14 protein-coding genes are annotated in these 15,425 nt (G+C 52.8%); 2 read left to right on the forward strand and 12 right to left on the reverse strand.

Features of this window, described 5'->3' with window-relative positions; genetic code table 11:
* Nucleotides 1-3: 3 nt before the first annotated feature.
* On the reverse strand, nucleotides 4-327 hold the full coding sequence (locus HMPREF3192_RS02590) for a PTS fructose transporter subunit IIB (RefSeq protein WP_066305057.1): 324 nt from the start codon (nucleotides 325-327) through the stop codon (nucleotides 4-6).
* A gap of 416 nt (nucleotides 328-743) precedes the next feature.
* On the opposite strand from HMPREF3192_RS02590, the gene HMPREF3192_RS02595 reads away from it, so the two are divergent.
* Entirely contained in the window at nucleotides 744-1,778 is a 1,035-nt protein-coding gene (locus HMPREF3192_RS02595) for a LacI family DNA-binding transcriptional regulator (protein ID WP_066305059.1), read from the forward strand.
* A gap of 62 nt (nucleotides 1,779-1,840) precedes the next feature.
* Here the strand turns inward: HMPREF3192_RS02595 and HMPREF3192_RS02600 are convergent, their stop codons facing one another.
* The 7 genes from HMPREF3192_RS02600 to HMPREF3192_RS02630 all read right to left on the reverse strand — a co-directional run bounded on the left by HMPREF3192_RS02600 (nucleotide 1,841) and on the right by HMPREF3192_RS02630 (nucleotide 7,837).
* On the reverse strand, nucleotides 1,841-2,506 hold the full coding sequence (locus HMPREF3192_RS02600; protein WP_066305060.1) for a transaldolase family protein: 666 nt from the start codon (nucleotides 2,504-2,506) through the stop codon (nucleotides 1,841-1,843).
* A 52-nt stretch (nucleotides 2,507-2,558) separates the two neighbouring features.
* Entirely contained in the window at nucleotides 2,559-3,200 is a 642-nt protein-coding gene (deoC, locus tag HMPREF3192_RS02605) for a deoxyribose-phosphate aldolase (protein ID WP_066305062.1), read from the reverse strand.
* Between the two features lie 132 nt (nucleotides 3,201-3,332).
* Nucleotides 3,333-4,388 carry a transketolase family protein gene (locus tag HMPREF3192_RS02610; RefSeq protein WP_066305064.1) on the reverse strand — a complete coding sequence of 352 codons (1,056 nt, stop codon included), beginning with the start codon at nucleotides 4,386-4,388 and terminating at the stop codon, nucleotides 3,333-3,335.
* Nucleotides 4,388-5,344: a transketolase gene (locus HMPREF3192_RS02615; RefSeq protein WP_066305065.1), complete on the reverse strand. Its 957-nt coding sequence runs from the start codon at nucleotides 5,342-5,344 to the stop codon at nucleotides 4,388-4,390. Before HMPREF3192_RS02615 ends, HMPREF3192_RS02610 begins: the two co-directional genes overlap by 1 nt.
* Before the next feature lie 130 nt (nucleotides 5,345-5,474).
* Nucleotides 5,475-5,771 carry a PTS sugar transporter subunit IIB gene (locus HMPREF3192_RS02620; RefSeq protein WP_066305066.1) on the reverse strand — a complete coding sequence of 99 codons (297 nt, stop codon included), beginning with the start codon at nucleotides 5,769-5,771 and terminating at the stop codon, nucleotides 5,475-5,477.
* A gap of 132 nt (nucleotides 5,772-5,903) precedes the next feature.
* Complete coding sequence (locus HMPREF3192_RS02625; RefSeq protein WP_066305067.1) at nucleotides 5,904-7,358, reverse strand: PTS ascorbate transporter subunit IIC; 1,455 nt, start codon at nucleotides 7,356-7,358, stop codon at nucleotides 5,904-5,906.
* A 29-nt stretch (nucleotides 7,359-7,387) separates the two neighbouring features.
* Entirely contained in the window at nucleotides 7,388-7,837 is a 450-nt protein-coding gene (locus HMPREF3192_RS02630) for a PTS sugar transporter subunit IIA (RefSeq protein ID WP_066305069.1), read from the reverse strand.
* A gap of 430 nt (nucleotides 7,838-8,267) precedes the next feature.
* Between HMPREF3192_RS02630 and HMPREF3192_RS02635 the strand changes: the two genes are divergently transcribed.
* A complete protein-coding gene (locus HMPREF3192_RS02635; protein WP_231723336.1) occupies nucleotides 8,268-9,224 on the forward strand; it encodes a DeoR/GlpR family DNA-binding transcription regulator in 957 nt (318 codons plus the stop codon).
* A 116-nt stretch (nucleotides 9,225-9,340) separates the two neighbouring features.
* On the opposite strand, the gene groL is transcribed toward HMPREF3192_RS02635, so the two are convergent.
* The 4 genes from groL to HMPREF3192_RS02655 all read right to left on the reverse strand — a co-directional run bounded on the left by groL (nucleotide 9,341) and on the right by HMPREF3192_RS02655 (nucleotide 15,424).
* Nucleotides 9,341-10,981: a chaperonin GroEL gene (gene groL, locus HMPREF3192_RS02640; protein WP_066305072.1), complete on the reverse strand. Its 1,641-nt coding sequence runs from the start codon at nucleotides 10,979-10,981 to the stop codon at nucleotides 9,341-9,343.
* Between the two features lie 77 nt (nucleotides 10,982-11,058).
* Nucleotides 11,059-11,349 carry a co-chaperone GroES gene (groES, locus tag HMPREF3192_RS02645; RefSeq protein WP_066305075.1) on the reverse strand — a complete coding sequence of 97 codons (291 nt, stop codon included), beginning with the start codon at nucleotides 11,347-11,349 and terminating at the stop codon, nucleotides 11,059-11,061.
* Between the two features lie 284 nt (nucleotides 11,350-11,633).
* Nucleotides 11,634-13,655 carry an NAD(+) synthase gene (locus HMPREF3192_RS02650; RefSeq protein ID WP_066305076.1) on the reverse strand — a complete coding sequence of 674 codons (2,022 nt, stop codon included), beginning with the start codon at nucleotides 13,653-13,655 and terminating at the stop codon, nucleotides 11,634-11,636.
* Nucleotides 13,656-13,774: 119 nt separating this feature from the next.
* Complete coding sequence (locus HMPREF3192_RS02655) at nucleotides 13,775-15,424, reverse strand: amidohydrolase (RefSeq protein ID WP_066305077.1); 1,650 nt, start codon at nucleotides 15,422-15,424, stop codon at nucleotides 13,775-13,777.
* Nucleotide 15,425: the final 1 nt, after the last annotated feature.

The raw sequence follows: 15,425 nt of genomic DNA on the forward strand, positions 1-15,425 counted from the left end.
TGTTTACTCGCCGATAAGTTCGAGCAACTCGTCAATCGCCGATGCGGCGTCACGAATAACATCAGCCGAACCTACAACAAGTACGCGATCCTCGTCGCGCTTCTCGTCAAAGCGTTCGTCACCCTCAATGCCCACGTCAATCGCTAACAAAACGCCATCAGCAGACTCGATGTCATCTTCATCGAGCTCGTTGTCTGCGCCGTAGCCACCCTGCGTCTCGACCTTGTACTCAAAGCCTCGTTTTTCGCACTCGTCCTCGATAGCCTTCTGTGCCATAAAGGTGTGGGCAATGCCGACAGTGCATGCTGTTACTGCAACGATTTTCATAACTCACCCCCTTACGCTTCTTCATTGAACGTTCACGTTTCACCGCAAAATTCGTTGCAAAGAATCTCTCTGGGTGTTTGCTCGGTTTCTTTTGCCTAGAAACGTCTTGCTACACTTAGTGTAAAATACGGGTGCATTGACGCAACGGCTATTCTGTAAACGCAGATAGATGCCGAATTTTTAGAAATTTAGTTAAACGTTTAACTAAGGGGTTAATATGGTATTTTTCACTGTTACAAAAAAGTCAAGAAGTATTTGCACTATTCCGCCAACGGTAGCTGCGGTTTTATGTGCGATATCGAGTAGTATTTTACGTAGGCATTGATGCACCATTCGACAGCGTTTTTGCATTGGTGCACCATTCGACAGCGTTTTTAACGCGACACCGTTCTTACCGTGACACCCAAAGGATGGCTATGACTCGCACTGCAGTGACTATTACCGATATTGCACGGCTCGCAAAAACCTCAACGGCAACCGTTTCGTACTATTTGAATGGTCGCTTTGAGCACATGAGCGAGAAGACTCGTCATAAGATCAAGCAGGCCATCATCCAAACGGGTTATGTCCCTAATGCACAATCGCGTATGTTGTCTGCAAAAGATGCACGCACGGGTGTTATTGCGGTGCTTATTCTCGATAATACCAACGCTTGGAGCGGTAAACTCATTAGCGGCATCGAAAGCGTCGCTTTCAAACATGCGTATCAAACCATTTTGTGCAACTCTAATTTTCGGCCCGAAGTCGAGTCGATGTATGTCGAAAAAATGCTCTCCCTCGGCGTTGACGGGTTTATCATCCAGCCAACTTCGCAGTTTATGACCATCCGTAAGCGCATCGAAGCCGCTGGTAAAAAGGTTGTTTTTTACGATACTGATCTGTACGACTTCAACACCTGCTGGATCAAAACCAACCTGTATGAGGGTGTGTATTCTGCTATTAGTCACTGCATAGAGCAGGGCTACGATTCGTTTGTGTTGCTCGCGGCGTCGGATTCTGACAGCGATGGCTTTGCGTCCAATACGCGCACGCGCGCCGAACGGCTGCAGGGATTTGTAAACGCGCTCAATACGCATGATTTGCACTACACGGGCATCGCGGTAACGCACACCACGCCCGATGTGGCTCAGCTGCAAGAACAGCTCAAAAACGTGATTGTACCCTCCAAAAAGACGCTTATTTTTACACCGCATCAGTGGATGCTTTCGCGCTCTTTTCGAGCGCTTACGCCTGTGGCTCACTTGATTCCCGAGCGCATCGGGCTTCTCGGCCTGAACAATGCCGAGTGGTGCCAGCTTACAACGCCTTCGATTTCGACCATCGTTGAGCCTATTTACCAAGAGGGAGCACTGGCCTGCGAAATGCTCTTTGAGCTCATGCACAACGCAGATGCGCAGCCGAAACAAAAAGTACTCCCCTGCAGCTTTTTGTGGCAAGCATCCACACGCTAACAGGGAAGTACTTGGTTAAGCGTTGCAAAATTGTCTTTGTGCGCTACAGCACCTCGTCGGCGTTACAGAACCTCGTCGCGACCATAGGCGGCGTGCCACGCCTCGCTAAAACCGTCGACAGCAGAGGTCGTCCCAGGATGATCGAGCATATCCCACACCACCGAAGGTGGAACCGTCACAGCTTGAATACCTGCGGCGATAAGCTCGTGCACTTGATACGAATTCTTAAAGGAGGCAGCGACAATCTTAGTGGGCAAATTCTGAAGCTTGAGCATTTGCAACAAGTCTTTGACCTGGCCCAAGCCGTCGCCAAACGACTGCATGCGGTTTACGTACGGCGCCAAATAATCCGCACCATTCATTGCAGCAAAGAAGCCCTGGTCTGCCGAATAAATCGTTGTGGCCAACACGCGCATGCCTTCCTGCTTGGCAGCTTTAACCGCCTTAAGGCCCGCATGAGTCACAGGGATTTTTACGAGGACGTTTTTGGCACGAAGCGCATGTATCTTGCGGGCATCGCGCATCATTCCCTCAAAATCCTGGGCAATGACCTGCATAAAGAAGAGTTGGTCGTCGTTGAGCACCGAGAGCATCTCGTCAACAACCTGCTCGGGCGTTTTGCCACTCTTGGTAATGATGGTTGGATTGGTTGTCACACCCGTCACCTGCAAAAGCTCCGAAAGGCGCTTCACTTCCTGCACATCAGCTGTATCCAAAATCAGTTCCATGCTGTTCGTCCTTTCTCGTCCCGTTGGTTTCTTGTCCCGCGAATTTCTCGTCTTACGAGCAAATGGCGATTGAGGCGCTTGCGCCAATGCGATCCGCTCCAGCTTCGATCATAGCATAAGCTTCCTCTTTGCCATGAATACCACCTGCGGCTTTAACTTGGCACACCTCGCCGACCGTTTGACGCATGAGTTCCACGGCATGCACCGTTGCTCCGCCTGTCGAGAAGCCCGTCGAGGTTTTCACAAATGCTGCGCCTGCGCGCATAGCACATCTGCAACCGGCGACGATCTTCTCGTCATCCAAAAGGCAGCACTCCAAAATAACTTTTACAGGAGTGGTAGGCACAGCGTCGACAACCGCCTTAATGTCGGCGGTGCAAGCGTCGTAGTTTTCCGCGAGCAGCTCGCCCACGTTAATGACCATGTCGACTTCCGTGGCCCCATCAAGCACGGCCTGATGAGCCTCGAAAGCCTTGGAGGCACTGCTTGCAGCACCCAACGGAAATCCGATGCAGGCGGTGATCCCAACCTTCGAATCCTTGAGGCAGGCTGCCGCAAAAGGTACCCAATAACTGTTGATGGCCACTGTCTTAAAGTTGTATTGCTTCGCTTCATCGCAGAGCTTTTGAATATCGGCCTGTGTGGCATTGGCCTTAAGCTGCGTATGATCGATATATTCGTTTAAGGGTTTCATGTCATGCGCTCCTTTGTGTGATTGGTTGCATCGTGGTGTTTGCGTCACGTGGGTTGATCGCGTCAGTCTTCGCGTCGTGCGGATCGCATCGCCACCGTCGCAGCGCCACCGTCGCGTCGATTGCGCGTCCGCTTACTTCAACAAAGCGTGTACCGTAGCGACAAGATCACTGGCGCAAAGCTTGTATTCTTTTTGCAGCCAGTCAGGTGTTCCAACCTGCCCAAAGATCTCGCAGATACCGTGACGCTTAAAAGGTACCGCGATACCCGCTTCCGCAAGCGTTTCTGCAACCGCAGAGCCAAGACCACCATTAATGCTGTGATTTTCGAACGTCACTACGGCCTTCTTGCCCGCCGCTTCAGAAATCACAAGCTTGCGATCCAGCGGTTTGAAGCAAAACATGTCAATCACTTCTACCGAAAGGCCTTCGTCTTCGAGCATACGTGCGGCATCAAGCGCATCTTTAAGCACTTGACCTGCACTTATGACAAGAATATCGCTCCCCTCGCGCAAAATATTGCCGCGGCCAAGCTCAAAGGTTGAACCTGGTTCGTAAATGTTGTAGGTATCTTTGCGCGTGGTACGTATGTAGCGCATGCAGGATGCTGCGTCGGGTATTGCGCTGGTGGATTTGCTGGGCTTCTCGGCGGTTGGCTCGTTGGTCTTCTCGGCAGATGCCGTCGTTGCAGCAAAACTCGACAGGCGCACAAACTCTCGAATGATCCACTCGAGCTGTGTCGCGTCGGCAGGATCCACAATAACAGAGCCTGGTATCATGCGGATAAGGGCTGCATCTTCCCAGGTAGTGTGCGTGCCACCGTTGCCACCAGCAGTAAAGCCAGGGTCGGAACCCCATACGGTTATGGGATTGTGCGCATAGCCACCCGACAAAAAGATCTGGTCAAAGCATCGGCGAGTGACAAAGGGGCCAAACGAATGGCAAAACGGAATGAAGCCTTCCGAGCTCATGCCCGCAGCAATGCCAATCATGTTTTGCTCGGCAATGCCCACCTCAATAAATTGCTCGGGGCGCTCTTTTGCGATTTTGAGCGTGTTCGAAGCGCCACCGAGGTCGGCCTCCAAGCACACCACACGCGGATTGTCCTTCATTAAATCAAGAAGCGTATGTACAAACACATCGCGATGAGCGGGGCCTTTTGTCTGTACATCTTTTACTAGGCTAAACACTATGCCTCACCTCCTGCAGAAGTTTGAATGCGTGCGGTGCAAGCACTGACCTCGTCGCGCGCCTCATCCGAGCAGGCGCAGGCCATGGCATGACCCTGCAACTCAAACGAAAGCGCTGCAATGCGTTGATCTAGGCTCGCAAGCGCTTTAGCGGTTTGCTCATTGATCTCGTCGTTATTCCACTTCATGGAGTGGTTATCCTTAGCATTTTCGAACCAGGGGACGCCCGCGCCCTTTATGGTATCAAGCACGATCGCGTTTGCTGAAGTGTGATGCTGTTTAGCTGCGGTAATGGCAGCGTCGATAGCTTCGACATCCTGCCCGTTGACCTTTTGTGTATGAAATCCAAACGAGCGCATCTTCTCGGCAATATCAAAGGGATCGAGCACCTCTTTGGTCGTGCCATCGAGCTGCTTTTTATTATCGTCGATAAACACGATGCACTTATCGAGGCGCTTTGCGGCGATAAAGGCAAAGGCTTCCCAGCATTGTCCCTCGTTGAGCTCGCCGTCGCCCACGATGAGGTAGACGTAGGTGTCCTTGTGCAACAGCTGTAGTGCATAGGCAACGCCCGCGGCCTGCGAGGTACCCTGCCCCAGCGAGCCTGTAGTCACATCAACGCCAGGCGTCTTCAGGCGATCGGTGTGCGACGGCAAATGCGTGCCACCGTCATTGAGTGTATACAGCCACTCAGCTGGGAAATAGCCTTCTTCGGCAAGGCAGGCATACATAACAGGACCCGCGTGTCCTTTGGAAAGCACAATGCGGTCTCGACCATCCCAATGCGGGTCGTTTGCACGATGCTTCAGGTGCTTTTTGTAAAGCACCGCATAGAGGTCCGCTAACGAAAGCGATCCTCCCACATGTCCATACCCTCGCTTTTGCAACAGAGCAAGCACATCACGGCGCAATTTAGTAGCAAAAAGCTGCATTTCTTGTAACTCGTGTGTATCCACGCAACACTTCCCTTCCACATACCGCAAACACAAACGCACTCATGGGCGCACGTAGGCGCTCACACAAGCAGCACATACAAAAGCACCGCCAAGCTGCGGTGCAAGCGCTCTCAAACCTAGGTGCGCAAACTTATTTATCTTTTAATGCTTCCAACACTTCTGAGAGCTTGGCTTCCAGCTCGTCTTTATCCAAAATGTTCATGATAATGACCTTGCGATCGTCAGGAATTTCGCTGATAAAATCTTTGAGGTCATTGCCGATAACAAACAGGTCAGCGGCCGTGGGGGTAATGTCCGAAATAGTGGTGTGATCCACCTGAATGTCGGGATAGCCCAGCTTTTTTACAATTTCTTCGGTGTTCATGTGCACAATCAGGCTGGAACCCAAACCAGACCCACAGCAGCATAGAATTTTTTGAACCTTCATGATCGCTCCTTTTTCTTTTCGACGATGTTTCCTCATAGGATGCTACAAATGAAGCCGACGCACACCTGCGGCGCCGGCTTCATAGTAAAGGCAGTAAAACCTGCGGTGCACACCTACGTTACAAAACCTACCTTACTCCTGCTTCTCCTTCTTGGGAGCAACGAAGTTGTAGATAATCGGCAACAGGAAGACGGCAACACAAATGAGCATCAGAGTCATGCCGTTGGCGTAGTTGATGACGTTACCAAAGACGATTCCCATCCACGAGAAGTCTGCGTCCGAGAAGGTCGCGCCGCTGTAACCCAGTGCCGTAAATACGGGCATGCAGATAGCAGGCAAGAAGGTAATGAGCAAGCCGTGTACAAAAGCACCAGCTACGCAACCCTTGACGCCTCCTTCGGCATTACCAAAGACGCCAGCCGTTGCGCCACAGAAGAAGTGAGGTACAACGCCAGGAAGGATAAGGGCCACAGGGATCGTAGCGTTAATGCCACCCAGAATAAACAGGCCAACAATACCGCCGATAAAGGAGCTGATAAAACCAATGGTTACAGCATTCGGTGCATAGGTATATGCAATGGGGCAGTCCAAAGCAGGCTTTGCACCTGGGACGAGTTTATCGGCAATGCCCTTGAATGCGGGAACGATCTCGCCGATGATCAGGCGGACACCGCTTAAGATGATGTAGACACCACCAGCAAAGGCCAAGCCACCCGAGAAGGCCCATACAATCCAGTTAACCTTGGTCTCGGTACCGATGTTCATGAGGTCCTTGAGAAAGCCAAACTGTGCCTGGAAGGCCTCGGGGTCGCTCTGGAACAGGGCGGGGCCCTCGACCAGAAGGCCGCGGCCAACCGCAATGCCCGTGACGATAATGAACAGCGCAGCCATGGTAATACCAATAGAAACCGTGGTGTCACGCAGGAAAATCAAACGCTTGGGGAAGTTAATCTCTTCCGTCGACTTACGCTTGGGGTCGTTGGCAAACAAGCGGCCAACCATGCCAGCAAGCCAGTACCCAAAGCCACCAAGGTGACCTAAGGCTACCGAGTCGCTGCCCGTCACCTTGCGGAAGGTAATCTGGCAGTATGCGGGCGACAGCACCATGATGAAGGCGAGCAAGCAACCACCTGCAAGGTAGAGCATCCAACCCTCGAGGTGACCAGCGCCGCCGAGAATAACGGCGATCATGCACGCCATATACAGCGTGTGGTGACCCGTAAGGAAGATGTAACGCATGCGAGAAAAGCGCGCCAAAATAATATTGAATACCATACCGATGGCCATGATAATAGCCGAGCTGACACCGAAGTTCTTCAGTGCGTCTGCGACGACCGCCTCGTTGTTAGGCACAACGCCTTGCATGTTAAAGGCATAGTTAAATATCTGGCCAAATGCGTTCAGCGAGCTACCAAGCAAGAAGCTGGCGCCTGCTCCCAAAACCAAAAAACCAACAATGGTCTTGAGGGTTCCTTTAATAACGTCCTCAATAGGCTTTTTTTGCAGGATTAAACCTAAACAAGAAAGCAAGCCTACCAGGATAGCGGGAGTCGACAAAATGTTAATAATAAAGTCGAGTAACGCCATCACACACCCCTTTCATCACTCGTGCTGTCCTATACAGTCACGTTTGTAAACAAGTTGTAGATCTCCTCGACCGATTGCGCTTGTGCAATCTGCGTAATCTTTTGAGGATCGGAAAACATCGTTGCCAAAATTTTCATCACGTCGATGTGGTCGTTGGGATTCTCGGCAGCAAGGGTTACCAAAACCGCAACGGGATCATCTCCTTCTTTGAACACCACGCCTTTGCGCAGCACACAGACTGCGAGCTGCTGGTGAATTACACCCTGCTCGGGACGCGCGTGGAGCAGCGCGAGGTTTGGCGCGAGCACAAAATAGGGTCCGTATTTGTGGGTGTTCTCGATAATACCCACGGCATATGCTGGAGTGACAAAACCGCCATCTACCAGGGGATTTACGGCGACATGCACCGCTTGTTCCCAGTCGGCACAGCCGTCGATGATCTGAATATTGTCCTTACTCAGCATTTCTTCCATCAGCATGTGAGAACTCCTATCATGCGTACGCGCACTGCGGGTGCGCGCTACGTACGTGCGGCTTGGGTTGCTGTAGGCGCGCTTGCGACTCACTGCAGACACGCGTATCCGCGCTCATCCGCGCGCATGAGAGCAAAACCCTTTACGTTGTGTATCTTATCAATGTTTTCTAAAAACTTCCATGATTTTTTATCGTTTTTTCCAGATTTTTCCAGATTCGGTAGTTTTTCGGGCAAAAATGGTAGTTCTATAGCAAAGACCTTGCATTACAATGACAATGATATGCGCGAGCCATTGCACGCGTCCGCACCGTTTGTATCGTCCGCACTGTATGTACCATCCGAGAAGCTTAAGTCATTAAGGGAAGTCGAAGTTGTTTCGCCGGGAACGTCACGCTGATATTTTGCATATGCTACACTCACAGCATCGTGTAGAGGTGGACGACCTTGCGAAACTCTATCAAGTGGGTGCCGACAGCATTCGCAAGGACTTGCAATACCTCGCAAAAAAGGGCCTGTGCAAACGCGTCTACGGCGGAGCGCTCGAGGGTGACGATCCTCAACTCGTAAAAACATATCTCGAATCACGTGGTTTAAGTGCAGCATTTCTTGACGAGAAGCCCGTCTCCGCGCACGACAAAAGCCCTGATGAAGCCCATGAACCTGGGACATTTTTCTCGCAGATGATGTCGTTTCCGCGCCATGTCTACGACCGCCTGAACGAAGACGATACCGTACGACAAATGGACGCTGCCATGCAGGCGGCAGCCGAAGCGCAAGCAACCGAGGCGCAAGCGGGCGCTTCGCCGAACTTCTCGCTCGGCCATATTTCCGAGCAGGACGACCCCGAGCAGGACGAAGGCAGAAAACTCGTTGCGCAGCGCGCCTACTACGAAATCAATGATGGCGACTCAATCTTTCTTGATTTGTCCAGAACGAATATCGAAATTGCCAAGCTTTTGGCGCAGGGCTCTAAGCGAACGATTGTGACCACCAACATGCTTGATGTGATCAAAATTCTTTCCACCGCGCCGCATATTACGACGCTTGCCATTGGAGGCCTACTTAACATCGACCTCAATGGCTTTGTGGGCTCTTCCACGATTAGCCTTCTTGAGCCGCTGCTGTTCTCGAAGGCGTTTATTGGCGTTGGGGCCATTAACCTGCAGAATCAGGCGGTTACCGCAAGCGATGTCGATAGTGGTTCCGTTAAAGAGAAGGTCATCCACAACGCCTCGTATAAGTTTTTGCTCGCTAATAAAGAGAAGTTCGGCCGCGAGCAAAATTATCGTTTTGCCAGTATCACGGATTTCTCGGCCATTATTACCGACTCGAATGATCCCGTCATTCTTGAAGAGCTTCAGCGTATGGGCACCCCCGTACTGAGGGCATAGTTCGTTTTTGCGAGCATAACTCCAGAAATTTGTAATAAAAAAAGAACTGCCCTGCTCATCGCGATGATGGCAAGGCAGTTCTTGAATAACTATGTATCTCTTACGGGAGGCGTGGCTTAGTACATGCCGCCGCCCTGGCCGCCCTGTGCTGCTGCAGCAGAGATGGCCTCTTCGATGGTGGTGTTCTTAGGAACATCCGAGACGGTAGCTTCGGTAATAAGGATGAGCGAAGCCACAGAAGCAGCGTTTTGAAGTGTGGTGCGGGTGACCTTTACAGGATCCAGTACGCCCATCTCGATCATGTCGCCGTAGGTACCAGAAGCAGAGTCAAGACCCTGGCCAGCAGGCAAGCTCTTGATCTTCTCGACAACAACAGAGCCTTCGTAACCAGCGTTGTTAGCAATGGTCTTCACAGGAGCCTCGAGAGCCTTGCGAATGATGTTAACGCCGATAAGCTCGTCAGCATCGCTGGTCTTTACGTCATCAAGTGCGGCGGAGGCCTCGATGAAGGCTACGCCACCACCAGAAACAATGCCCTCCTCGACAGCAGCACGGGTTGCCTGCAAAGCGTCCTCGATGCGGTGCTTGATCTCTTTGAGCTCAACCTCGGTAGCAGCACCAACCTTGATGATTGCTACGCCGCCCGAGAGCTTAGCAAGACGCTCTTGGAGCTTCTCGCGGTCGAAGTCAGAATCGGTGTGCTCAATCTCGGCCTTGATCTGGTTAACGCGGTCGTCAATGGCATCCTTGGAGCCAGCGCCACCAACAATCGTGGTGTTGTCCTTGGTGATCTTAACGGACTTAGCGCGACCGAGCATCTCGGCGGTAACGTCGGTAAGGTTAACGCCAAGCTCCTTCATAGCAACTTGACCACCAGTCAGAACAGCGATGTCCTCGATCATGCGCTTACGACGGTCACCGTAGCCAGGAGCCTTAACAGCAGCGATGTTGAGCGTGCCACGAAGCTTGTTGAGGATGAGCGTTGCCAAAGCCTCGCCCTCGACGTCCTCGGCAATAATAAGCAGCGGCGAGCCAGACTTCTGAATAGCCTCGAGTACAGGCAAGATGTCTTGGATGTTGGTGATCTTTTGGTCGGTCATCAGGATGTAAGGATCCTTGAGGTCAGCCGACATGGTCTCGTTGTCAGTTGCGAAGTATGGAGAAATGTAGCCCTTATCAAACTGCATACCCTCGACGGTGTCGATGTCCATGCCAAAGGTCTGAGACTCCTCAACGGTAATAACGCCGTCTTTGCCAACAACATCCATGGCGTCAGAAATCTTGTGACCAATCTCGGGGTCACCAGCAGAAATGGTGCCGACGGAAGCAATCTGCTCCTTGGTAGAAACTTCCTTGGATGCGCTCTTCATCTTCTCGACAACAGCGGTAACTGCCTTGTCAATACCGCGACGAATAGCAATAGGGTTAGCGCCAGCGGCGACGTTGCGAAGGCCCTCGTTGACAATGACCTGGGCGAGAAGAGTTGCGGTGGTGGTACCATCACCAACGGTATCGTTGGTCTTAGTAGCAACCTCTTTTACCAGCTGAGCACCCATGTTCTCGACAGGGTCGGTCAGCTCAATTTCTTTTGCAACAGAAACACCATCGTTGGTAATGGTGGGAGCACCGTAATTGCGCTCAAGAGCAACATAACGACCCTTGGGGCCCATCGTGGTGGTTACCGCATCTGCCAAAGTGTTGACACCTTTGGCAAGCTTTGCACGGGCGTCAGTGCCAAAATTAATATTTTTAGCCATAAAAGATTCCTCCGAAAGTTTGTGTATCAAGCTTCACGTTTTGCGTTTGCGCTGTGCGTTTTGCGCTGTGCGCGTTATTAGTTCTCGACAATCGCGTAAATATCGTCGGAGCGAAGAAGCAGGTACTCCTCGCCATCGATCTTTACGTCATTACCACCAAACTTGCCATAGAATACCTGGTCGCCAGGCTTAACCTCGGGAGCTACACGCTCGCCCTTATCGTTAAGCTTGCCTGCGCCCACGGCGATAACCTCGCCCTGCTGTGGCTTTTCCTGTGCACCACTCGAAATATACAGACCAGAAGAGGTCTTCTCTTCTCTAGGAGCAGGCTTTACCAGAATGCGATCACCCAATGGCTTAAGTTTCATTGTGAACCTTCCCTCCATGCGCTTACTGTGCGCATCTTTGTGGCCAGATTACAAGACCATCTACGAACTTACTGTTTTGATAGTACCCAGCTTTGAAAGAATATACACAGTTTTTTAAAAAATCTCTATCATGTACACTTAGATTTTCTCTAAAAGGCACATATATTTATGTAGAGTCCTCATATACAAGCTCTACGCTGCTCATTTTTAATGTATGCAGATTTTGAACAAGGGATGTTGGGTTCAACCCGTCTTGTCTTGTTGGATTCAGCCCGCCTTTCGGACTACTCCGCGCCAAGTTCATCAAGCTGCTTGAGCCACAGCTCTGCTACCGCGTCCGAAGGTATGCGCAAGTCTCCGCGTGGCGATACCGCCACAGAGCCTACCTTAGGTCCGTCAGGCAAACAACTACGCTTGAACTGCTGCTGGAAGAAGCGCTTATAGAAAACGCGTAGCCAGTGCAGAATGGTGGTCTTATCATACGCGGTATGCGTGAACGCCTGACCTTTTGCGACAACAGCCCCGCGAGCGGCGACACACGCGCTGGAACCCGCACGACTCGCGCCCGAAGACGAGCAAAACGCATGGCACGCTAGACGATAAATCTTTGCGGGGATAAAACCGTAGCGAAGCACATAGTACAGGAAGAAATCGTGCAGCTCATAGGGCCCCACCACCTCTTCCGTCTTTTGCGCAATGCTTCCATCAGCACTCGCGGGCAAAAGCTCGGGTGAAACAGGCGTCGCAACAATATCCAGCAGCACGGCCGAGAGCTCCTCCGACTCACACACATCGGCCACATAATCCACCAGATGGCGCACCAGCGTCTTGGGCACGGAGGCATTCGGCGCATACATAGACATGTGGTCACCGTTATAGGTGGCCCAACCAAGTGCCAGCTCCGACAGGTCGCCCGTGCCCACTACCAGTGCCGATTCGCGATTTGCAATGTCCATCAGCACCTGCGTGCGCTCGCGCGCCTGCGCGTTTTCGTACGTCACATCGTGGATATTCTCGTCATGGCCAATATCGGCAAAATGCTGGCGCACGGCATCCACGATCGAAACCTCCAGCAAGCTCGACCCTACCGCCTGACTCAGCTCGCAGGCATTCGTATGCGTGCGCTCGGTCGTGCCAAAGCCCGGCATCGTCACCGCAAGAATACCCTCATGATCGAGGTCGAGAAGATCAAACGCTCGCGCACACACCAGCAACGCGAGGGTGGAATCAAGGCCGCCCGAAAGCCCTACAACCACGCGTTGAGACCCCGTGTGCATAAGACGTTTTGCCAGGCCATGCGCCTGAATTTCAAAGATTTCCTCACAGCGCTGCTGGCGCTTCTCACCAGAAGAAGGCACAAAGGGGTGCGGATCGACGTATCGCGTGAGCGTCACGTCGGCAAGCGCAAGGTCAAAAGTCGTGGTGACAAAGCCTTGCGAACGTGGGTCTACCTGTGTTGTAAAGGTCGAAACGCGGCGGCGATCGGCAACTAGGCGCTCGATATCGATCTGAGCTATGGCTATATGCGCACCAAAAGGCTGCGTCTGTGCCAACAGCGCGCCATTCTCGCAAATCAAATTATGACCGCCAAAGACGAGGTCCGTGGTGGACTCTTCCCAACCAGCACTGGCATAGACATACCCCGCAGCAAGGCGCGCACTTTGGCTCGTCACCAGCAAGCGGCGGTACGCGCTCTTCCCCACCACCTCGGGAGAGGCAGACAGGTTAGCAATGAGTGTCGCGCCAGCAAGCGCGGCCTGCGTTGAAGGAGGTTGCGCGATCCACAAGTCTTCGCAGAGCTCCACCGCAAGGCATACGTCGGGATTGCTGACTACCGAGAAGAGCTGGCGCGTGCCAAAGGGGACCTGTTGCGCTCCCGCAAATGCTATGGACGAAACCTCTTGTGGTCCCGCTGTAAAATGACGCGCCTCATAAAACTCATTGTAGTTGGGTACCGCCTGCTTGGGCACAAGTCCCAGCAACCGTCCCGCACTAAAAACAGCTGCGCAATTATAGAGCTTTTGCTGCACAACCACAGGGAGTCCGACGCAAATGCAGGTTTCAAGATCGCTGGTCTTATCGATAAGGTCGCGCAAAGCTTGTTGCGCCGCATCGAGCAAGGTTTCTTGCCAAAACAGATCTGCGCAGGTATAGCCCGTCAAACCGAGTTCGGGAAGGATGATAAACTGCGCACCTACCTGATAGGCCTCGCGAATGCTCGCAAGGGTTTGCTCAGTATTGTAGGCAACGTCGGCAACGCGCAGATGTGGTGTTACTGCCGCTACGGTGATAAAACCGTCCTTCATGGGACTTCCCTTCGCCTTGGATGTGGTGAGCGGGCGCTTCGTGGCGCTGGTTGGAGCATCTGTCAAGAGCACGATATTCTCGGCAGATGGTCGGACAACTCGTCGAGGCTAGACTTGAGCTAAGCCTCAAACACGATGCGGCCTTGCACGGCCGTCATTTTTGCATGCGCCTGTTGCAGCTGGTCATCCTTACAGCTTACAAGATTAGTATCCCACACGACAAGGTCGGCGTACTGGCCCTCCTGCAAGGTTCCCAACTCGTGGCTTCTGCCCACCGCGCAGGCACTGCCATAGCTATACGCTTTGATCGCTGCGACGCGTCCCAAGGCATGCTCGGGATACCAGCCGCCGTCGGGCTCGTGCGTCGTAGGAGTTTTGCGTGCGCATGCGGTATACAGCACATCCATCGAGGTCGGAGGCACGACGGGAGCGTCGGTGCCAAAGGCCATGGTCACGCCCTGCTGCTCCATCTGGTCAAAGGGCCACATGCGAGCAGCGCGCTTCTCGCCCAGGTCACGGGCGGCCTGCGTAATATCAATCGTGATATGCGGCGGCTGCATGGAGGCAACCACGCCCGCGGCGGCAAAACGAGCTATGTTTGCGGGATCAATATCTTCTATATGCTCCATCGTAAAGCAACCCTGTTTGGGAGCACCATAGCGCTTATGTGCCTCTTCAAAAATCGATAAGGCCTGTGCCACCGCCTCGTCACCAATGGTGTGAATGCGCACGCCATGCCCTGCCTTGGCAGCTTTGAGTACCAGTTCATGCATTCGCTCGGGCGCGATGGTGGGACGACCTACATCATGAGGACAACGCGGATTGCGGTAGGGCTCGGAGCACCACGCGGTATGTTGACTGCTTACGCCATCAAAAAATTGTTTGAATCCAGGCGCGCGCAAAAGCGGGGTCTGGCAGCGTGCCTGCAGGGTTTCCAAATTGGAAAGATCGTCGGTGAGCGTCGGGAACATATGTACACGCACGTTGAGTTTGTCGTCAGCCCCGAGCGCCTCGTAAACCTCGGGATTGATGCCGTCGGCACCAGCGATAAGCGACAGCGCCATATCGCACACACTCGTCACGCCCATCGCATTGAGCTTGGCAAAGTAGCTCGTGTAAATCTCTTTGAGCTCGTTGGTGGCAAAGCTCGACAAAATACGTGCCACGTATTTCATGCCTGCAGCTTCGCGGATAACCCCAGTGAGCTCGCCGGACTCATCGCGATCAAAGCTTCCGCCCGCGGGAGGCTGCGTGTCGTTAGTAATGCCCAGCTCACGCAAGCCGCAGCTATTCACCCACAGGGTATGGGCGTCGCCCGAGTACATCGCAACGGGACGATCAGGAAACGCCTTGTCCAACGACGCCTTGGTGGGAACGATGCGCGGAGTCCAAAGGGCTTCTCGCCAGCCGTGACTCACAAGCCAGCCCGTTTGAGGACGCGTTTGTGCGAAGGCAACCATGTGCTCCACACAATCCTGCTCGCTCGTACCAGCATACTCGCATGCGAGCTTTGAGGGAAAGAGCGCTGCATGAAAGACGTGCTGGTGGGAGTCGTGAAAGCCTGGGCAGATAAAATTGTCGAGCGCATCATAGACGACGGGGGTGTCTGATTCTGGCTGTGAGGCCTGCTGTGCAAACTGCGCGATGGCCTCGCGAGGCAAAATTGCTGCGATGCGTCCATCTTTGATGACAAGGGTTGCGGGCACATCGGGTTTCTCAGCAGAAAGAAAGACGTGGTTAGAAGAGATGACCTGCAGCTGTGGTTTCATG

Source organism: Atopobium deltae (assembly GCF_001552785.1).
Taxonomy (GTDB): domain Bacteria; phylum Actinomycetota; class Coriobacteriia; order Coriobacteriales; family Atopobiaceae; genus Atopobium; species Atopobium deltae.